An 18,280-nucleotide genomic window follows, 5' to 3' on the forward strand; every position below is an offset into this window, starting at 1 on the left:
GGGGAGGTCTGGTGCGTGGTCGGTCTTCTTTCGTTGCCGGGCGGCGGTTGGTGTTGTGTGGTTAGCGGCCACGCTTGAGGAATTTGCCGGTGGGCTCGCCTTGGATCTTGCCGTCCGCGTAGACGTGGTTGCCGCGCACGAAGGTGTCCGTGACCCTTGCCGTCATCTCGAAGCCCTCGAACGGGGTGTATTCCTGGGTGCTTTCCGAGTCGGCCGCCCGCACGGTCCACTGGACGTTCGGATCCACCAGGGCGAAGTCCGCGTCGAAGCCTTCCGCGATCTTTCCCTTGCGCAGCAGGCCGTACCGCTGGGCGGGGTTCCACGACAGCAGCGCGGCGATCTTCTGCAGCGACAGGCCCCGCTTGGTGCCCTCGCCCACCAGGCCGGGCAACAGGTACTCCGCGCCGCCGAAACCGGACTTCGCCAGGAAGACGTCCTCCCGGTCCGAGCCGAACTTCAGCTCGTCCCGGCAGCACGCGTGGTCGCTCACCACCCAGTCCACCTCGCCCGCCAGCACGTGCCGCCACAGGGCTTCCACGTCCTCGCGCTCCCGCAGCGGCGGGTTGACCTTGCCACCGATACCCGACGCGGTGTCGACGTCCGCCAGCAGGTGGCCGATCGTCACCTCGCGGCGGAAGTCGATGTGCGGGAACGCCGACGCCATGGTCAGCGCCGCCGACAGGGCCTTCTCCGACGACAGGTGCAGCAGGTTGATGTTCGGCAGCCCGGTCTCGTGCGCCAGGTACGACGCGATCGTCACCGCCAGGCCCTCCGAGTGCGGCGGCCGCGACGCCGAGTACGCCCGCAGCCCGGTCAACGAGCCGTCCTGCTCGACCATCTTCGTGTACGCCGTCATGATCTCCGCCGTCTCGCAGTGCAGCGACAACGACAGGTGCGGTGCGTACTCGGTCAGGATTTCCCGCGCCTTCTGCACGCCGCGCATCACGAACTCGAAGTGCGCGATGTCGTAACGCTCGTCCGGCGGGATCATCAGGAAATCGCTCTGGCTCGTCGACCGGCCGTGCAGCCCGTGCGAACCGTAGAACATGAAGATCTTGAACGACGTGACGCCGTGCTCCTCGACGAGGAACGGGATCTCCTCGATGTGCTGCGCGCTCATCGGCGCCAGGTGAAAGGCGTAATCGACATACGCGTTCCCGGCGGACTTGCTCAGCACCTCCGGGAAGAAGTCCCGGTAGCTGCCGCCCTTGTTCAGGTAGTACTGCCCGGTCCGCATGTAGGTCAGCGACGTCGTCACACCGCCCTGCGCGCTCGCCCGGCTTTCCGTCCGGGTGTCGGTGGACAGCTCGTTGTAGATGCCCCAGTGCTGGTGCGCGTCCACCACGCCGGGGAACGCCAGCAGGCCCCGGCCGTCGATCACCCGGGCGGCGTCGTCGGCGGGCAGGTCCGGCGCCACCCGCGTGATCGTGCCGTCGTTGACGGCGATGTCCAGCAGTTCCGGCTCACCGTCGGGGCCGTCGGGCCGGACCACCCGGACGTTGCGGACCAGCAGTTCCGTCGTTGCCATCTCTCGTTTTCCTCCGCGTGATCGATCAGGCCGGGCGACGTGCGACGTCGTTCGCGGCCAGGTACGCCAGCCCGAAGGCCGGCAGGAGCCCGTTGCCGGGCAGGTATCCGGCGGCGCCGTGACCGGAGATGCCCGCCGCCGCGCCGCCCGCGGCGTACAGGCCGGGGATCGGCCGGTCCTGGGCGTCGACGACGGCGGCGTTCTCGTTCACCAGCAAACCGCCCTGGGTGTGGAAGAGCGCGGGCACCACCCGCACCGCGGCGAGTCGGCCGGACAGCGGGCGCTCCCAGTTGGTGCGTCCGAACGAATCCGTGCGCTCACCGCGGGCGATCGCGCCGGCGACGGCGAGTTCGTCGGCCAGCTCCGGCAAACCGGTCGCCGCGGCCAGCTCCTCAGCCGAATCGGCCCACACCAGCGCGCCGGAGGCGACGGTGTCCCGGAAGTCCTGGAACGGCTGGCACTGCTCGAAGATCGTCTCGTCCAGCACGATCCAGCCGGTCGCCCCGGGCCGGGCGGCCAGTTCGGCGGCGTACTCGGAGTAGCCGCGGGTCTCGTCGCCGAAGCGGCGGCCCGTCGTGTCCACCAGGATCGCGCCGTGGATGATCGTCGCCCAGCCGACGAGGGTGCCCGCGTTCGCCGCGACCGCACCGTGGCCCTGGTAGGCGTCCAGGTAACCGACCGCGGCGCCGAGCTTCTCGCCGATCCGCAACGCGTCGCCGAGCGACTGGTCACTGCCCTGGTACAACGCGTCCGCGATCTCCGGCAAGTGCCGGGCGACCAGCTCGCGATCGGCCCCGAACCCGTTGGTGGCCAACAGGACCGCGCCGGTCGGGATCTCCTCCTCCGTGCCGTCCGGGTACCGCACCACCGCGGCGCGGACACCGCCGTCACCGGTGAGCACGTCGACCAGCTTCGCCGGCGCGAGCAGCTCGATGTTCTCGTGCTCGGCGACCCGCCGGGCCAGGTGGTCGATGACCCCGGAGCCGTGCCGCCCCGGGATCGAGTGGCAGCGCGGCACCGCGTGTCCGGGGTAGTTGAAGTCGGTGACCAGCGACAACGGCAGTCCCGCCGAATCCGCCAGCCACTCCACCAGCGGCGCGCTCACCTCCGCCAGCGTACGGGCCAGCCGCGGATCGGCCTGGCCCTTCGTCTTGGCCATGATGTCGGCGACGAACCGCTCGGGCGAGTCGTCGACGCCCGCCTCGGCCTGCCAGCGCGAACCGGCGCCGGGGAACATCGCGGTCGACATCGACGTGTTGTTGCCGCGCCGGAAGTGCTCGCTGGCCTCGACGACGACCACGCTCAGCCCGAGCTCGGCGGCACGCAGCGCACCGGCCAGGCCGCCACCGGCACCCGCGACGACGAGATCCATCACGCCTCCACCGCCAGCAGCCGCAGCGCAAGCGCCGTCGGGTCGACGATCCGGGCAGGCAGGTCGGCGGGTTCGACGTCCACCGCCGAACAGCCGTTGATGACCGCGGTCGCGCCCAGCGACGCCAGTTCGCGCACCGCGGCGCCCACTGCCCGGTTCCACGTGCCGGTGTCGGCGATCGCCTCGAACGGCAGGTCCAGCACGCGGGTGCCGGCGAAGTAGGCACTCAGCCCGTAGGCGGCGATGCGCTTGCCGAACTCGGCGGCGATGGCCTCGTTGCGCACCACCGCGCCGAACCGCACGCCCTTGCCCGCGAGGTAGGTCGCGGACAGCTTGAGCAGCCCGTGCACCGGCCGCGGATCCGCCGCGACGGTGTCCGGCACCGCGGGATCGAGCACGCAGTCCGGGAAGGCCAGGTCGTAGCCATCCCCCGCCCGCGCGAGGGCGGCGGCCACCTGGCGTTCGGAAGCACGCACGGACTCGTCGGTGTCCAGCGAAGCCGGCGCGGCGGCGCCGACGTCGACGAGCTCGACCTCCAGGCCGGGCGGGGCGAGCCGGTCGTAGCGGGCCTGCCGCCGCCGGATCTCCTCCGCGGGCAGGTGGATGGGCGTCACCGCGAGGGCACGCATCAGTTCAGCTCCTTCTCGTCCGGCCCGGCCAGCCCGCGCAGGGCGTCCCCGACGCGGGCCAGGCCGGGCAGCTCGTGGCTGACCGCGACGGCGCGGTCCACGAGCCCGGGCTGCCGGGGCAGCCACGTCTTCAGCAGGGCGACCAGGTCGTCCTCGGCCAGCGGGTGGTGGTCGGCGTCGCCGACCGGGTTGGGCACCTCGCGGGTGAGCGTGGTGCCGTCGTCGAAGGCGACCGTGACCCGCGCGGCGCGTTCGGCGGGCAGGCGGGCGGTCAGGTCGTCGGCCGCGACCAGCCGCACCCGCTGCGCAAGCGTTCGCACCGCCGGGTCGTCGAGGGCGCTGTCCGGGCCGACCCGCCCGGTCAGTGCCGCGGTGGCGACCACGAACGGGGTGGAGAACATCGCCGACAACCGGTTCGTCCAGTCCGTGCCGGTGAGGCCGGCGCCGAGCACGTGTGACTCGACGAGGATCGACGTGATGCCGGCCGCCGGGAACTCGCCGCGCAGCGCGAGGACCGCGTCGGCCGCCGGGTGGGTGAACGAGCAGGACGCGTGCCGCTTGAAGTAGCCGTGCTGGATGTCCCACCGCGTCCCCAGGTCGGCGGTCAGCTCACCCGGGTCGAACGAACCGAGCAGCGTGCCGAGGGACAGCGCCGCGGTGCCGGTGTTGCGGGCCATCCCGGCCGCCGCCATCCGCGCGGCCGCCAACCCGGAGGTCGCGGAAGCGCCCATCCAGGCGTTGCGCACCGGGTTGCCGGTGGTTGCCGAGTCGAAGTGCCCGGCGATCGCCATGCCCGCCGCGGTGTCGATGGCCGCGGCGGTCTGCTCCGCGTCGAGCCCCAGCAACCGCGCGCAGCCCGCCGCCGCGCCGGGGACACCCCAGCTGCCGTGCGGGTGCGCGCCGGGCTTCAAGGACGTCGCGCGACCGAACCGGGACGCGACTTCGTACGCCGCCAGCAGCGCCGCCGCGGTTTCGGCGCCGGTGCTGTCCAGGTCCGCGGCCAGCGCCAGCACCGCGGGGAAACCGTGCGCGGCGGGATGTCCCTTGGTGTACTTGTTGCCCTCGTCGAGCTCCAGCGACACCAGGGCCATCCCGTTCAGGAACGCCGCCGCGTCCACGGTCACGGATCGCCCGGCACCGAGCAACGGCGCCGGTCCGTCCGGGGCTCGCCACGCCGCGCGCAGCGCCCGCTGCTCCGGCTGCGCCGCGCCCACCGCGGTCACCCCGAGGACGTCCAGCAGGACCAGCGCGAGCCGGTCCCGAACCGCGTCCGGGGTGTCCAGTTCGGACACCCACGCGCCGAGCCGTCGAGTCGATTCCACCGCTGTCACAGTCCCAGGTACGCCTTTCGCACCCGGCTGTCGCCGGCGAGCTCCGCGCCGCTGCCGGACAGCACGGTCGACCCGCTCTCCAGCACGTACGCGCGGTCCGCGATCGCCAGCGCCTGCTTGGCGTTCTGCTCGACCAGCAGCACCGACACCCCGTTGTCCCGGATCCGCCGCACCGCTTCGAGCATCGTCCAGGTCAGCTTGGGCGACAGGCCGGTCGACGGCTCGTCCAGCATCAGCAGCTTCGGCGCCGCCATCAGCGCGCGGGCGATCGCCAGCATCTGCTGCTGACCGCCGCTGAACGTCTGGGCGATCTGCGTGCGCCGCTCGGCGAGGACCGGGAACAGCTCGTAGACCTCGGCCAGCGACTTCGCCGCCTGCGCCGGGGTGCGCGTCCACGCGCCCATCCGCAGGTTCTCCTCGACGGTCAGCGTGCCGAACAGCGCCCGGTCCTCCGGCACATGCACCAGACCGTCGCGCACGAGCTGGTCCGGACGGCGACCCGTGGTCGGCGCGCCGTTGAACGTGATGCTGCCGGACAACGCCTTCAGCTGCCCGCAGATGCTGCGCAGCGTCGTGGTCTTGCCCGCGCCGTTCGCGCCGACCAGCGCGACGATCTCGCCCTCGCCCAGGTGCAGGTCGACGTCGTGCAGGATCCGCATCCGCCCGTACCCGGCGCACACCTTCTCAAGCGTCAGCATGGGTCGGCTCCTCACCGAGGTAGGCGTCGATGACACGCGCGTCGCTGGTGACCTCCTGCGGCGACCCGACGGCGATGACCTGGCCCTGGTCCAGCACGAGCACGCGGTCGGCCAGCCGCATCACCGCGGCCATGATGTGCTCGATGAACAGCAGGGTCACGCCCTCCTCCTCGCGCAGCCGCGCCAGCAGGTCCAGCACCGGTTCGCGTTCCGCGGGCACCAGACCGGCGAGGACCTCGTCGAGCAGCAGGACCTTCGGCCGCATCGCGAGCGCGCGGGCCAGTTCGAGCCGCTTGAGACCGGCCGTCGGCAGCTCCGGTGCGGCCCGGTGGGCCCACGGCCCGAGCCCGACCCGCTCGACCACCTCCAGCGCGTGCTCGCGCAGCTTGCGCCGCCCGAACCGGTGGTGCTGCGCGGCCAGGCACACGTTCTCCAGCACGGTCATGCTGGAGAACGGCCGCATCAGCTGGAACGTGCGCACCATCCCGGCGCGGGCGATGCGGTCCGGCGCCCGTCCGGTGACGTCCTGCCCGGCGAACGCGACCCGCCCGGTGTCCGGGGCCAGCGCGCCGGAGACGACGTTGAACAGGGTGGTCTTGCCCGCGCCGTTCGGCCCGATGATGCCGAGGATCTCCCCCTCGGCCACCTCGAAGTCCACATCGGACAGCGCCCGCAGCCCGCGGAAGGACTTGCCGACCCCGTCGACCCTGACGATGCTCATCGACGCCACCTCGCCGCGATCGTTCCGACGATGCCCTTCGGCAGCAGGCGCACGATCAGGATCAGCAGCACCGCGTACAGCACCACGTCCAGACCGCTGCGCCCCTGCAGGAAGCCCAGGAACTCGGGCGGCGTGCGCAGCAGAGTCGCGGTCACGTCGGTGAGCGAACCGACGATGATCGCGCCGACCACCGGGCCCCAGATGGTGCCGATGCCGCCGATCACCACCGGCACGATCGCCTGGATCGACACCGCCGAGCCGAAGCCCAGTTCCGGGTTCACGAACAGGTAGTACTGGGTGTAGAAGGCGCCGGCGACCGCGGTGATCGCGGCGGACAACGCCACCGTCATCAGCTTGTGCCGCATCACGGGCGTGCCGAGCGAGGCCGCGGCCAGCTCGTCGTCCCGGATCGCGGTCACGTACTTCCCGGCGCGGGAGTGCAGGAACACGATGCTGATCGCGACCGCCGCACCGGCCAGCACCAGCGCGACCCAGAAGTACGCCGGCGAGTCGGCCTCGAACTGCAGCATCCACAGCGACGAGTCCGGGATCAGCGGAACGGTGAACCCGACCGCCTTGTTGGCGAACGCGCTGCTGGTCACGACCAGCCGCAGCATCTCGGCGAAGGCGAACGTGGCGAGCGCGAAGTACGCGCCCTGCAGCTTGTAGCGGAAGGAGAAGTAGCCGATCAGCACGGCGGCCGCGGCGGCCACCGCCATCCCGGCGACCATCCCGATCCACGGCGACACGTTGTGCTTCACCAGCAGGTAGGCGCTGGTGTACGCGCCGAGCCCGAAATAGGCCGCGTGCCCGAAGCTGAACATGCCGCCGAACCCGCTCATGATGTTCCAGCCGACGGCCATCAGCAGGAAGATCAGGATCCGCACGGCGACCGCGCCCTGCGCCGGCGGCAGGATTAGCGGCAGCGGGATCGCGATCAGCACCAGCACGGCGAGGATCGCGAGCTGCCGGTTCTGCGGGCGCAGCGGCGGGGCCTTGACCTTCTCCGCGCCGGCGGGACCGGCGATGGTGATGGTGCTCATGCCGCCTTCCTTCCGAACAGGCCCTGCGGGCGCAGGAAGAGCACGAGGATGAACACCACGAACACCCCCAGCAGCGAGGACTGCCCGCCGAGGTAGATCGTGGTGAGCTGCTCGACCAGCCCGATCAGCAGGCCGCCGACGAGCGCGCCCACGACGTTGCCCATCCCGCCGAGCACCACCACGACGAACGCGGTGATGTTGAACTGCTCGCCGAGCGTCGGCGTCACGGTGACCAGCGGTCCCGCCAGCGCGGCGGCCGCACCGGCGCACGCCGTGCCGATCGCGAAGGTGAGCGTGTGGATCCGGCGGACGTTGATGCCGACCAGTTCCGCGCCCGGCCCGTGCGCGGCGACCGCGCGGATCGCGGTGCCCAGCCGGGTGCGGCGCAGCAGCCAGTACAGCAGCGCGCCGAGCAGGATCGCGCCGAGGAACGCGTAGAGCCGCGAACCCGCGACGACCGCGCCCAGCAGCGGGAACTGGAAGTCGCCGGGCAGCGCGATGGTCTTGGGCTCGGCGCCGAAGAACATCAGCAGCCCGTTCTCCAGCAGCAGCGACAGGCCCAGCGTGATGAGCAGCTGGTTCTCCAGCGAGCTGCCGCCGGTGCCGGACAGCAGTCCACGGTGGACGGCCGCGCCGATCAGGAACAACGCCGGGATGGCGATGACCAGCGTCAGGTAGGGGTGCATGCCGGTGGCCTGCACCATGCCGAAGGAGATGAACATCGCGACCGCGAGCAACGCGCCGTGCGCGAAGTTGACGATGTCCAGCACGCCGAAGATCAGCGTCAGGCCCATCGCGATCAGGCCGTACAGACCGCCGGTCAGCAGGCCGGTAACGACCGACTGCCAGACCACCAGCCCGCTGCCCGACTGCAGCAGCGCGACGACGATCGCGACGACGAGGACACCGCCGACGACACCGGCGCGGCCGAGGAAACCGCGGTCCTTCTTCTGGGGTGGGGAGACTTCGGGGGCGAGCGCCGCCCGCTGTGCTGTTTCGCTCATGGCCGCCACGTCACCTGGTACTCGGGCCGGGATTCGGCTTTCTCCGGGGGATAGACCTGCTTGACCTGGCCGTCCTGGATCTGCATCAGGACCGCCATGGCGTTGCGGTTGTCGCCGTTGGGGGCGAACTGGATCGGGCCCGCGCCCACGGTCAGGGGTGCGACCTGGGCGGCGGCGATGGCATCGCGGACCAGTTTCGGATCGGTGCTGGCAGCCTTCTCGACCGCCTGCGCGATCACCTGGACCGCGTCGTAGGACAGCACCGCGCCGGTCCGCATCGGATCGCCGTACGTGCGCTGGTACTGCTCGCGCAGCGCGGCGGTCTGCGGGTTGGTCGCGTCGTAGTGGTAGTTGGTACTGAAGTACAGCGCGCCGAGATCACCGGCGTCGGTGACGAACTTCGGCTGGTCGAAGGCGCCGTTGGACACGCCCCAGACCGCGTTGAGATCCGGTTTGACCGAGGCGATCGCCTTGGCCGCCAGGAGGCTGTCGCGGTAGTAGCCCGCCACCGCCAGCACGTCCGCGCCGGACGCCTTGACCTGCGTGACCTGCGCGGTCAGGTCGCTGACGCTCGCCGCGTCGTAGCTGATGTTCGGGCCGACCTCGATGCCCAGCTGCCGGGCGGCTTGGGTGAAGGCCTCCGCCGCGCCGCTGCCGAAATCGCTCTGCTCGTGCAAGAACGCGACCTTCTTGACGGGCTTGCCCGCCTGCTGCGACACCTGCTGGAGGTAATGCGCGGCGGCCGTCGCGATGACCTTGCTGCCCGGCTGCACGCGGAACACGTACTTGTAGCCGTGGGCGTAGATCGCGTCGGACGCGGTCACGTCGGCGACGAACGGGACGCGGTTGCGTTCCGCCACCACGGCGACGTTCGTGCTGACCGCGCTCTGGTACGTGCCGACCAGGCCGACCGCACCGGCCGAGATCAGCCGCTGCGCCTCGCTCTGGCCGATGTCGGCCTTGCCCTGGGTGTCCCCCGTGACCAGCTCGACCTTGCGGCCGCCGAGGGACTTGATGCCGCCTGCCGCGTTGATGGCGTCCACCGCCATCTGGGCGCCGCGGCGCATCTGCTGCCCGTCCACCGCATTGGACCCGCTGACCGGGTGCAGCGCGCCGATCTTCACCGGGCCCTCGTCGCGTCCGGCGGCCGCGCCGGCGGCCCCCATCGGAGCCGAGCCCCCGCAACCGGTCGCGAGCAGGGCGCACGCACCGAGCGCGGCGATGAGCTTTCGCGCGGACATGTCACCTCGTTCCGCTTAGAGAAACATTGGGAGTGATGCGGGCTATCGTGACACCCGCCTCCAGGTCAGGTCAATATCCAGTCATAACTTGACGGAGCGCCGTTATCAGTGCGAACTTGGTGACCAGCGCGATGCGTCGGCGACGAAACAGGATGTTTACTGATGTTCCTCCTGGCGAAACGACGCTCGCCGGGACGAGAAAGGCAGGTACGCCCCATGACGGGCGCATTGTCCGGGATCCGGGTACTCGACACGGCCACCCTCTTCGCCGGCCCGCTGGCGGCGACGCTGCTCGGCGACTTCGGCGCCGAAGTGATCAAGATCGAGCACCCGAAGGGCGATCCGGTCCGCAGCCACGGCGCCCAGCGCGACGGTGTCGGCCTGTGGTGGAAGATGCTCGGCCGCGGCAAGAAGGCCATCACCCTGTACCTCGGCGCGCCCGAGGGGCAGGAGGTGTTCCGGAAGATGGTCGCCGACGCCGACGTGGTGATCGAGAACTTCCGGCCGGGCACGCTGGAACGCTGGGGCCTGGGATACGACGAACTGCGCGAGATCAACCCCCGCCTGGTGCTCGCGCGCGTCACCGGGTTCGGCCAGATCGGGCCGTACGCCAAGCGGCCCGGGTTCGGCACGCTGGCCGAGGCGATGAGCGGGTTCGCGGCCATCACCGGCGAGCCGGACGGGCCGCCGACGCTGCCGCCGTTCGGGCTAGCCGACGGGATCGCGGCCCTGACCACCGCGTACGCGATCATGACCGCGCTGCGGGCGCGGGAGCAGACCGGGCGCGGGCAGGTCGTCGACCTGGCGATCATCGAGCCGATCCTGACGCTGCTCGGGCCGCAGATCATCGCCTACGACCAGCTCGGGCAGCTGCAGGAGCGCACCGGGAACCGATCGGTGAACAACGCGCCGCGCAACACCTACCGCACGCGCGACGGCAGCTGGGTGGCGATCTCCACCAGCGCGCAGACGATCGCGGAACGGGTCATGCGGCTGGTCGGGCGTCCCGAGCTGATCGACGAGCCGTGGTTCGCCTCGGGCGCGGAACGGGCGCGGCACGCCGATCTGCTCGACGAGGCGGTCGGTTCGTGGATCGCGCAGCGGGACCGCGACGAGGTGGTCAAGGCGTTCGAGGAGGCCGAGGCGGCGGTCGCGCCGATCTACACGGCGGCGGACGTGATGAGCGACCCGCAGTTCGCGGCGCTCGGCACCATCGCGACGGTCGACGACGACGAGCTCGGGCCGGTGAAGATGCAGAACGTGTTGTTCCGGCTGTCCGAGACGCCGGGGCGGATCACCTCGGCAGGCGCCCCGCTCGGCGCGCACACCGAGGAGGTCCTGGGCCGGTACGGGGTGGATGTGGCCGCGCTGCGGGAAAAGGGCGTCGTGAAGTGATCCCCCGCAGCTGGCTGTACGTGCCGGGCGACCGGCCGGACCGCATCGGCAAGGCACTGGCCGGGCCCGCGGACGCGGTGATCCTCGACCTGGAGGACGCGGTTTCCGCCGCCGCCAAGGACTTCGCGCGGCGGACCGTGCTGGAGACGCTCGCGTCCGCGCCGGCTTTCGTGCGGATCAACGCGCCCGGGACCTCCGCCGGTGAGGCGGACATCCGCGCGCTGGCTTCCGTCGACGGTGTGGCCGGTGTGCGCGTGCCGAAGGCGGAGGATCCGGGCGAGCTGCGCCGGGTCGCCGACGCGCTCGGAGTGCCGGTGTACCCCGTGCTGGAGTCGGCGCTGGGGGTGGAGAACGCATTAGGGCTGGCGACCGCGCACCCGCTGGTGGCGGGGATTTCCCTCGGGGAGGCCGATTTGATGGCGGACCTGCGGGTGCGGGATTCCGGCGCGCTGGCGTGGCCCCGTTCGCGGGTCGTGGTGGCGGCGCGGGCGGCCGGGTTGCCGAGCCCCGTGCAGAGCGTGTGGACGGCGGTGCGTGACCTGGACGGTCTGCGTGCCTCGACGGCCGCGGGGCGGGACGCCGGGTTCTTCGGCCGGTCGGTGATCCACCCCGCGCAGATCCCGGTGGTGCACGAGGTGTGCGCCCCCGACCCGGCCGAAACGGCGTGGGCCCGCGAGGTGCTCGCCGCGGAGGAGTCGGCCTGGATCGACCACAACGGACAGTTCGTGGACGCCGCGATCGTGGCGCGCGCCCGGTGGGTGCTCGAGATCGCGGACCAGTACGTGAAGGAAGGCAAGGGTTCATGACACAGGATGCGTTGCTGGCGGCGGTGTCCGGCGGGGTGCGGTTGATCGAGCTGGGTCAGCCGTTCTTCACCGGCATGCCGACCTCGCCGAACCATCCCGGGTTCCGGATGACGTTGATCCGCAGGCACGGGGACATGCAGCGGGCGGACGGCGGTTCGGCGGCGAACGAGATCATCGTGACCGGCGGGCACGTCGGCACGCACATCGACGCGTTGTCGCACGTGAGTCATTGCGGCAAGCTGCACGGGGACGTGGACGCGGCGGAGGCCCAGCAGGGTGGCGTGTTCAAGACCCACGGCGCGGAAAACCTGCCCGGCCTGCTGCGGCGCGCGGTGCTGCTGGACGTGGCGGCGGTGCACGGGGTGCCGGTGCTGGAGCCGGGCTACGGCGTGACGGCGGAGGACCTGGAGGCGGCGGCGAAGCTGGCCGGCGCCGAGCCGGGCCCCGGTGACGTGGCGTTGATCCGGACGGGCTGGGCGCGGAACTTCTCGGACCCGGTGGCGTACATGGGCAAGGAGTCGGGCGTGCCGGGCGCGGACGTGTCGGCCGCTTCGTGGCTGACCGCGCGGGGGATCGTCGCGACCGGCGCGGACACGACGGCGTACGAGCAGATCCCAGCCGGCGCGGGGCACGCGGTGCTGCCGGTGCACCGGGTGCTGCTGGTCGAGTCGGGGATCTTCATCATGGAGCACCTGAACCTGGAGGCGATCGCCGAGTCGGGCGTGCGGGAGTTCGTCTTCATGCTCGCGCCGTTGCGCATCGTCGGCGGGACGGGCTCGCCGATCCGCCCCCTCGCGGCGGTGGCGGCATGAGGCGCTCGTTCCTGCCCACCCCACGACCCACCCTCGGCACCACCGGCACGCCGGTACAACCCCCCACGGCGGTGACGGCATGACACAAACAATCGTGCAGCGGTTGGCGGAGTTCGCCGCCTCGGTGCGGGCGAAGGGCTTGCCCGCCGAGCTGCGGGAGGACGCGGCGCGGCGGGCGCTCGACGTGCTGGGCAACAGCCTCGCCGCCACTTCCGAGCGTCCGGCCGCCGCGGTCGGCGCCCTCGTTCGCGAGTGGGGCGGGTCCGGCCGGGCGACGGCCATCGGGTCGGGTGACCGGCTGCCGGAGCCCAGCGCGGCCCTGGTCAACGGGACACTGGCCCACTCGCTGGACTTCGACGACACGCACCTGCCGTCCGTCCTGCACCCGTCCGCGTCGGTGGTGCCCGCGGCGCTCGCAGTGGCGGAGGCCCGCGGCTGCTCGGGCGCGCAGCTGCTGGACGCGATCGGCGTCGGCGTCGAGATCACCGTGCGGCTCGGCATGGCCGGGTACGACTCGGAGCTGGGCAACTCGGTGTTCTTCGAGCGCGGCCTGCACGCCACGGCGATCTGCGGCGCGCTGGGCGCGGCGGTGGCGTGCGCCATGCTGTCCGAAGTGGATGAAGACGGCATCGCGGACGCACTGGGGATCGCGTCGAGCATGGGGTCCGGCCTGCTGGAGGCCAACCGCACCGGCGGCACCGTGAAGCGCGTGCACTGCGGGTGGGCCGCGCACGCGGCGGTGACGGCGGCAGGCATGGCGCGGCACGGCATCACCGGTCCGCCGACCGTGCTGGAGGGCCGGTTCGGTCTGCTGCAGGCGTTCTGCGGTGACCAGACCGACGTGGACGCGATCAGCCGCGGGCTCGGCGACGAGTGGGAGCTGCCCGGCATCTTCTTCAAGCCTTACCCGTGCAACCACTTCACGCACGCCGGGATCGACGCCGCGCGGCGGTTGCGTGAGCGGGGCGTGGCGGTCGAGGAGATCGAGTCGCTGGAACTCGGCGCGCCGACCGCGGTGCTGCGCACGATCGGTGAGCCGCGGGAGGACAAGATCCGCCCGCGGTCCGGCTACCACGCCGCGTTCTCGGGCCCGTACACGGTGGCCGCGGGCTTCCTCGGCGGCGGCGGGCTGGGCGTCTTCCACGACGACTTCACCGACACGGCAGCGGCTTCCCCGGAGCGGCTGGCGTTGGCGGCGAAGGTGACCTGCGTGCCGGACGCCCGGTGCGACGAGATCTTCCCGCACCAGTTCCCGGCGGTGCTGCGCGCGCACCTGCGGGACGGGCGCACGCTGGAGGAGCGGGTGGACGCCAACCGCGGCGGGGCGGCGAACCCGCTGTCCGCCGAGGAGCTGGCGCTGAAGTTCCGCCTGAACGCGACGCGCGTGGTGTCCGCGGACGCGGCGGACCGGATCACCGAGCTGACGTACGGCCTCGCCGGGCTCACTGACCTCGGTGAGCTGACCAGCCTCCTGCGGGCGTGACCCAGCGCTGTCCGTGCCGGGCTTGTGGCGAGCTCGCCGCAGGTCCGGTGCGGGCGGTCAGGGGACCAAGACCAGGCGAATCGGATTGCCCTCCTTGCGTTCCAGGTGCTCGACGGCCGTCGCGGCGTCGGCGAGCGGGTAGGTGCCGCTGATACTGCGGCTCCATTCCAGGCGGTGGTAGCGCGCCAGCTCGATGAGCTGCTCGACCGCGCCCGGCTGGGAGCCGTAGTGGCCGAGCAGGCGCTGGCCGCGGTAGCTGAATCCGATGCCGTCGGTGACCGTGAGCGGTTTCGGGGTCAGGCCGACGAGCACGAGACGCCCGCCGAGGCCGAGGCAGCTCACCGCCTGCTCCCGCACCGGGGGCACGCCGGCCATGTCGAACGCCACGTCCAGCCCGGAACCGCCGGTGAGGGCGAGGATCTGCTCGCGCAGGGTGGGGTCACCCGGGTCCAGGGCGAGGTCGGCGCCGAATTCGAGGGCCCGCTCCCGCGCCGCTCCGAGCGGATCCACCGCCACGATCGGGGCGGCGCCGATCAGCCGGAGCAGCTGCACGGCGTGCGCGCCGAGCCCGCCCGCACCCCACACGCCCGCCGGCCGGGCAGGCTGGGCCTGGCCGGTGCCGGTGACCGCGCCCCACGGGGTGGACACGGCGTCCGGCACGATCGCGGCCTGCACGAACGGCAGGTCGTCGGGGATCGGGATGAGGGTGTGCTGAGTGGCGAGGGCGTACTCGGCCCAGCCACCGTCGTAGTCGACACCCCGGGTGCGGACCTGCAGGCACGGGTCGCGGAAGCGGACGCAGTTCGGGCACTGGCCGCACCGCTCCCCCGCCTCCAGGGCGACGCGCTGGCCCTCCCGCCACCGGTCCGGCACGTCGGGGCCGATCGCGTCGATCTCGCCCGCCACCTCGTGGCCGAGGGTGACCTCGGGGGTTTCGAGGAAGAGCGGCGTGAGGGTGCCGTCGATCAAATGGACGTCGGACAGGCACACCCCGGCCGCGCGCACCTTGATCCGGACCTGGCCCGGCCCGGGTTCGGGGACCGGCACCTCGCGGACGTCGAACTTGCGCGAGCTGATCTCCAGCCTGCCGGCCAGCATGGTGGCCATGCGGGTCCTCCCGTCGTCGCGGCGGCGTTACCCCACATGGTGTCCCAGGTGCGTGATTCTCACACGTGACTTCCTCCTTCTTGGCACGATCGGTGGCAGAATCGGAGCTGACTGGACTGGGGAGGTCGTTCATGGTGCTCCTGGTGGTTTTCGTCGGCATCATCGGTTTGCTGCTGGTCGCCGCGGGGGCGCACGACCTGCGCACCCGCCGGAAGCGCCCGGTGAAGCCCTGGGCGACGGACGAGCTCGTCGAGCACCGCCGCGACCTGCATGCGGCGCAGGGTGTGAATTTCCGCGTGCGCGACCTCAGCTGGATGGCAGTGCACCGCCGCAAGCCGCGGTGATTGTTTCGTGGCCAGCGCCGGACGTGCTGGGGCGGGTTCCAGGGTTTGCGAAACGGGCGGCGACGGGCCGGGCGTTGCGGCCTGGGCGAGTGCACTGAGCGGCCGCTGAAGGCAGGTGGCTGCCCACGGGCGGCCGCCGCGGCCCGAGGGCCTGCCTGCCACTACGTGCAGGGCGAGTCGGCTGAGCGCACCGCTGCTGGCGAGGCGAGTGGCGGTTACAGCCACGGGAGACTGGCCGCCGCGGGCCTACCGCCCGCCCCGCGGGGCGGGGCCCGTGGGCAGCGCGCACCCTTGCGTGCGAGGCGAGTCGGCTGAGCACACCCCTGCCGGGCGGGGCGAGTCGGCTGAGTGCACCACTGCGGGCGGGGCGAAGTGGGGCTAGGCGCGCGCCCCTGCGGGCGGGGCGAGTAGGCGCCGTGCGGTTAAGGCCACGGTGGGGTGGCCGCCTCCATGAGGAGGGCTCCGGCGCGGGGGCCTAGTACTGGTTGGCGTCCGCCGGGGCCTTGCCAGCCTGCTCGCCATGGCCAGCGGCCTTGTGCGTCGGCGTGGACGAGTTGTGTTGCGCGCACCTCGGGGCCGTACAGGTCGACCGCGGTGCGCAGGTGCACCGATGGCACCTCGACCGTCACAGCCTCCATCAGCAGGTTGCGCGGGCCCGGTAGGCGCTCCCCCGGCGCCAGGTCCGGCTCGCCCGTTCGGAGCAGGTGCGCGGCGACCTCGTTCAGCACGTCGCGCGCCCGGTGGGGCTCCATGGCTGTCACCACCAACTCCGGTCTGCCGCGCCCCGTCAGACCCGTCGTGTAGGCCCACGGCGGGCGATATCCGTTGCCCTCGAAGGAGATCACCGCCCAGCCGTGCTCGGCGATGATCTCGCACAGGTGTCGCAGGTGCCCGCCCGGCCGGTCGCACTTTCCGCACATCTTCTCCCCCTCGGAGTTCGGGTCGCTGTGCGATCGACTATGCAGGGCGGCACCGACAAAAAGACAGTCCCGCCCCCGGCGCATTCACCCGATCGTGGCTAATTGGGGGAAAATTGACGGTGCAGCACCCGGTTCAGCACGTCACGGAGAACCCCGACATGCCCGGACGGCACATCGGACACGGATCGCCAGGCCACGTGACCATCCGGACGAACCAGGAGGCAACCGGCCTCGTCGAGGTCCGACACCCGGCGCCAGTCACCGTAGGCATCACGCGCACCGGCATCACCGATCCGCACCGCGCGCAGCGACAGCTCCTCAGCGGCGGAAACCCAGGCACCGCCGGCAAGACCGGTCACCACGGTGAATTCACCCTCGCCAACCAGATCCAAAGTAGACAGACGCTCGCCGTGCTCGTCCACCAGCCACGCGTGCGGCAACTTCGACCCGGGCCTGGTCGAGGGCTGATGGAACAGCTCCGGATCCCGCTCCCACACCTCCGGCGGAGCGTCGTCCGGGATCACCGCTCCCGACGAGTACCGCTGGTTCAGCTCGACGCCGTGCGCGTTGAACTCGTAGTTCTTCAGCTCGATCGCCTCGTGCAGCGCCTGCCGCCGCTTGACGCCCTCCGCATCGGCCGCCCGGCACGCCGCCAGCCCGGCCACGATGCCCTCGTCGTCGCCACCACCGGCGATGCCCAGCGCGGCGAAGATCGGCCCGAACTGGTCGCGGCTCAGGTTCGCGCGGTCCACGATCTGCCTGCCCACCGGTGCCCGCTCCGCCGTGTACGTGTCGAGCAGGCCCGGCCCCGCCTCGCCGCGCAGCACCATCGCCAGCTTCCACGCCAGGTTGTAGGAGTCCTGAATGGACGTGTTCGACCCGAGCCCGTTCGACGGCGGGTGCCGGTGCACCGCGTCACCCGCACAGAACACCCGGCCGCGCGAATACTCGGTTGCGTAAGAGTGGTTGACCGTCCACAGTGAAGTCGAGGTGATCTCGACGTCGACCGAGGGGTCGCCGACCAGGTCGTGCACGATGTCCCGCGCGGTCGCCTCGTCGACCTCCGGCGGCGGCTGGTCGATGTCGTAACCCCAGGTCAGCAGCCATTCGTCCCACGGCCGCACCATCCGCACCAGCCCCATCCCGATGCCGCCGAGGTGCGCGCCGGGCCGCATCACCCAGTACAGCACGCTCGGCCGGTGCGCGACGTGCCGCGACAGGTCGGCCCGGAACACGATGTTCATGCTCCCGGCCTTGCCGCTCTGCCCGGCGATCGGCAGCCCGATCTGCTCGGCCACCAGGCTGCGCCCGCCATCCGCGCCGATCAGGTATCGCGCGCGCACGGTGAACTCGTCGCCCCGCACCCGGTCGAGCAGCCGCGCGGTCACGCCGTCCGCGTCCTGTTCCAGGGACAGGAATTCGGTGTCGAACCGCACCTTCGCGCCGCGGGCCGCGGCGTTGCCGATCAGGATGGGTTCCAGGTAGGTCTGCGGCAGGTCGATCATGCCGCACGGGCTGGCCGCCGCGTATTCGCTGAGCGACCGCGGCCCGGTGCCCCACGTGCGGATGCGGCCGATCTCGTCACCGGCCAGCGACGTGCACAACACGGTGTCGCCCATCAGTTCCTGCGGGGTGCCCGCGGCGAGCGCCTCCTTCTCGACTCCGGCGTCCCGCAGCACCTCCAGCGTGCGCTGGTTGGTGATGTGGGCGCGCGGGGTGTTCGCGACCCAGCCGTACTTGCTGACGAGCAGCGTGTCCACGCCATAACCGGCCAGCAGCAGTGCCGCCGATCCGCCCGCGGGACCGCTGCCCACGACCAGGACGTCGGTGTCGTAGGTCTGCATGG

At 71.7% G+C, this 18,280-nt stretch carries 17 protein-coding genes; 5 read left to right on the forward strand and 12 right to left on the reverse strand.

All coding sequences use genetic code 11. The annotated features are described in order from the left end of the window. Window positions 1-61: 61 nt before the first annotated feature. Genes AMYTH_RS0121625 through AMYTH_RS0121665 form a run of 9 tightly spaced genes read right to left on the reverse strand, consistent with a single transcriptional unit; the run spans window position 62 to window position 9,567 of the window. Entirely contained in the window at window positions 62-1,528 is a 1,467-nt protein-coding gene (locus AMYTH_RS0121625; RefSeq protein ID WP_027932071.1) for a dihydroorotase, read from the reverse strand. Between the two features lie 25 nt (window positions 1,529-1,553). Beyond that, window positions 1,554-2,900, reverse strand: a complete 1,347-nt coding sequence (locus AMYTH_RS0121630) for an FAD-dependent oxidoreductase (protein WP_027932072.1) — start codon at window positions 2,898-2,900, stop codon at window positions 1,554-1,556. Next, window positions 2,900-3,529 (reverse strand): aspartate/glutamate racemase family protein, encoded by a 630-nt coding sequence (locus AMYTH_RS0121635; protein WP_027932073.1) that lies wholly within the window; start codon window positions 3,527-3,529, stop codon window positions 2,900-2,902. Before AMYTH_RS0121635 ends, AMYTH_RS0121630 begins: the two co-directional genes overlap by 1 nt. Continuing rightward, window positions 3,529-4,851 carry an MmgE/PrpD family protein gene (locus tag AMYTH_RS0121640; RefSeq protein WP_027932074.1) on the reverse strand — a complete coding sequence of 441 codons (1,323 nt, stop codon included), beginning with the start codon at window positions 4,849-4,851 and terminating at the stop codon, window positions 3,529-3,531. Before AMYTH_RS0121640 ends, AMYTH_RS0121635 begins: the two co-directional genes overlap by 1 nt. A gap of 5 nt (window positions 4,852-4,856) precedes the next feature. Further along, window positions 4,857-5,558: an ABC transporter ATP-binding protein gene (locus AMYTH_RS0121645; RefSeq protein ID WP_027932075.1), complete on the reverse strand. Its 702-nt coding sequence runs from the start codon at window positions 5,556-5,558 to the stop codon at window positions 4,857-4,859. Then, on the reverse strand, window positions 5,545-6,279 hold the full coding sequence (locus AMYTH_RS0121650; RefSeq protein WP_228684900.1) for an ABC transporter ATP-binding protein: 735 nt from the start codon (window positions 6,277-6,279) through the stop codon (window positions 5,545-5,547). The genes AMYTH_RS0121645 and AMYTH_RS0121650 overlap by 14 nt, the downstream gene beginning before the upstream one ends. Then, window positions 6,276-7,322: a branched-chain amino acid ABC transporter permease gene (locus tag AMYTH_RS0121655; protein ID WP_027932077.1), complete on the reverse strand. Its 1,047-nt coding sequence runs from the start codon at window positions 7,320-7,322 to the stop codon at window positions 6,276-6,278. The genes AMYTH_RS0121650 and AMYTH_RS0121655 overlap by 4 nt, the downstream gene beginning before the upstream one ends. Continuing rightward, window positions 7,319-8,326, reverse strand: a complete 1,008-nt coding sequence (locus AMYTH_RS0121660; RefSeq protein ID WP_228684902.1) for a branched-chain amino acid ABC transporter permease — start codon at window positions 8,324-8,326, stop codon at window positions 7,319-7,321. The genes AMYTH_RS0121655 and AMYTH_RS0121660 overlap by 4 nt, the downstream gene beginning before the upstream one ends. After that, window positions 8,323-9,567 carry an ABC transporter substrate-binding protein gene (locus AMYTH_RS0121665; protein ID WP_027932079.1) on the reverse strand — a complete coding sequence of 415 codons (1,245 nt, stop codon included), beginning with the start codon at window positions 9,565-9,567 and terminating at the stop codon, window positions 8,323-8,325. The genes AMYTH_RS0121660 and AMYTH_RS0121665 overlap by 4 nt, the downstream gene beginning before the upstream one ends. A 216-nt stretch (window positions 9,568-9,783) precedes the next feature. Here AMYTH_RS0121665 and AMYTH_RS0121670 point away from each other — a divergent pair, with 216 nt between their 5' ends. The 4 genes from AMYTH_RS0121670 (at window position 9,784) to AMYTH_RS0121685 (ending at window position 14,063) form a co-directional block, all read left to right on the forward strand. Then, window positions 9,784-10,962 carry a CaiB/BaiF CoA transferase family protein gene (locus tag AMYTH_RS0121670; RefSeq protein ID WP_027932080.1) on the forward strand — a complete coding sequence of 393 codons (1,179 nt, stop codon included), beginning with the start codon at window positions 9,784-9,786 and terminating at the stop codon, window positions 10,960-10,962. Then, window positions 10,959-11,768: an HpcH/HpaI aldolase/citrate lyase family protein gene (locus AMYTH_RS0121675; RefSeq protein ID WP_027932081.1), complete on the forward strand. Its 810-nt coding sequence runs from the start codon at window positions 10,959-10,961 to the stop codon at window positions 11,766-11,768. Before AMYTH_RS0121670 ends, AMYTH_RS0121675 begins: the two co-directional genes overlap by 4 nt. After that, complete coding sequence (locus AMYTH_RS0121680; protein WP_027932082.1) at window positions 11,765-12,580, forward strand: cyclase family protein; 816 nt, start codon at window positions 11,765-11,767, stop codon at window positions 12,578-12,580. The genes AMYTH_RS0121675 and AMYTH_RS0121680 overlap by 4 nt, the downstream gene beginning before the upstream one ends. A 79-nt stretch (window positions 12,581-12,659) precedes the next feature. Then, window positions 12,660-14,063, forward strand: coding sequence for an MmgE/PrpD family protein (locus tag AMYTH_RS0121685; RefSeq protein WP_209440780.1), 1,404 nt, complete (start codon window positions 12,660-12,662; stop codon window positions 14,061-14,063). Between the two features lie 57 nt (window positions 14,064-14,120). Here the strand turns inward: AMYTH_RS0121685 and AMYTH_RS0121690 are convergent, their stop codons facing one another. Next, window positions 14,121-15,170: a zinc-binding dehydrogenase gene (locus tag AMYTH_RS0121690; RefSeq protein ID WP_027932084.1), complete on the reverse strand. Its 1,050-nt coding sequence runs from the start codon at window positions 15,168-15,170 to the stop codon at window positions 14,121-14,123. 131 nt (window positions 15,171-15,301) lie between these two features. On the opposite strand from AMYTH_RS0121690, the gene AMYTH_RS0121695 reads away from it, so the two are divergent. Then, complete coding sequence (locus AMYTH_RS0121695; RefSeq protein ID WP_027932085.1) at window positions 15,302-15,514, forward strand: hypothetical protein; 213 nt, start codon at window positions 15,302-15,304, stop codon at window positions 15,512-15,514. A 422-nt stretch (window positions 15,515-15,936) separates the two neighbouring features. Here AMYTH_RS0121695 and AMYTH_RS45390 read toward each other — a convergent pair whose 3' ends face one another. Then, window positions 15,937-16,434 (reverse strand): DUF4262 domain-containing protein, encoded by a 498-nt coding sequence (locus tag AMYTH_RS45390; RefSeq protein WP_037323978.1) that lies wholly within the window; start codon window positions 16,432-16,434, stop codon window positions 15,937-15,939. Window positions 16,435-16,532: 98 nt separating this feature from the next. Next, window positions 16,533-18,278 (reverse strand): FAD-dependent oxidoreductase, encoded by a 1,746-nt coding sequence (locus AMYTH_RS0121705; protein ID WP_027932086.1) that lies wholly within the window; start codon window positions 18,276-18,278, stop codon window positions 16,533-16,535. Between the last annotated feature and the right edge of the window lie 2 nt (window positions 18,279-18,280).

Origin of the sequence: Amycolatopsis thermoflava N1165, from assembly GCF_000473265.1 — a bacterium.
GTDB lineage: Bacteria > Actinomycetota > Actinomycetes > Mycobacteriales > Pseudonocardiaceae > Amycolatopsis_E > Amycolatopsis_E thermoflava.

Excerpts from the sequence above, each read along its gene's own strand:
- AMYTH_RS0121680 (WP_027932082.1), top strand. The coding sequence starts at position 11,765 with ATGACACAGGATGCGTTGCTGGCGGCGGTGTCCGGCGGGGTGCGGTTG.
- AMYTH_RS0121635 (WP_027932073.1), bottom strand. The coding sequence starts at position 3,529 with ATGCGTGCCCTCGCGGTGACGCCCATCCACCTGCCCGCGGAGGAGATC.
- AMYTH_RS0121690 (WP_027932084.1), bottom strand. The coding sequence starts at position 15,170 with ATGGCCACCATGCTGGCCGGCAGGCTGGAGATCAGCTCGCGCAAGTTC.
- AMYTH_RS0121695 (WP_027932085.1), top strand. The coding sequence starts at position 15,302 with ATGGTGCTCCTGGTGGTTTTCGTCGGCATCATCGGTTTGCTGCTGGTC.
- AMYTH_RS0121625 (WP_027932071.1), bottom strand. The coding sequence starts at position 1,528 with ATGGCAACGACGGAACTGCTGGTCCGCAACGTCCGGGTGGTCCGGCCC.
- AMYTH_RS0121685 (WP_209440780.1), top strand. The coding sequence starts at position 12,660 with ATGACACAAACAATCGTGCAGCGGTTGGCGGAGTTCGCCGCCTCGGTG.
- AMYTH_RS0121650 (WP_228684900.1), bottom strand. The coding sequence starts at position 6,279 with ATGAGCATCGTCAGGGTCGACGGGGTCGGCAAGTCCTTCCGCGGGCTG.
- AMYTH_RS0121645 (WP_027932075.1), bottom strand. The coding sequence starts at position 5,558 with ATGCTGACGCTTGAGAAGGTGTGCGCCGGGTACGGGCGGATGCGGATC.
- AMYTH_RS0121630 (WP_027932072.1), bottom strand. The coding sequence starts at position 2,900 with ATGGATCTCGTCGTCGCGGGTGCCGGTGGCGGCCTGGCCGGTGCGCTG.
- AMYTH_RS0121665 (WP_027932079.1), bottom strand. The coding sequence starts at position 9,567 with ATGTCCGCGCGAAAGCTCATCGCCGCGCTCGGTGCGTGCGCCCTGCTC.
- AMYTH_RS0121655 (WP_027932077.1), bottom strand. The coding sequence starts at position 7,322 with ATGAGCACCATCACCATCGCCGGTCCCGCCGGCGCGGAGAAGGTCAAG.
- AMYTH_RS0121705 (WP_027932086.1), bottom strand. The coding sequence starts at position 18,278 with ATGCAGACCTACGACACCGACGTCCTGGTCGTGGGCAGCGGTCCCGCG.
- AMYTH_RS0121670 (WP_027932080.1), top strand. The coding sequence starts at position 9,784 with ATGACGGGCGCATTGTCCGGGATCCGGGTACTCGACACGGCCACCCTC.
- AMYTH_RS45390 (WP_037323978.1), bottom strand. The coding sequence starts at position 16,434 with ATGTGCGGAAAGTGCGACCGGCCGGGCGGGCACCTGCGACACCTGTGC.
- AMYTH_RS0121660 (WP_228684902.1), bottom strand. The coding sequence starts at position 8,326 with ATGAGCGAAACAGCACAGCGGGCGGCGCTCGCCCCCGAAGTCTCCCCA.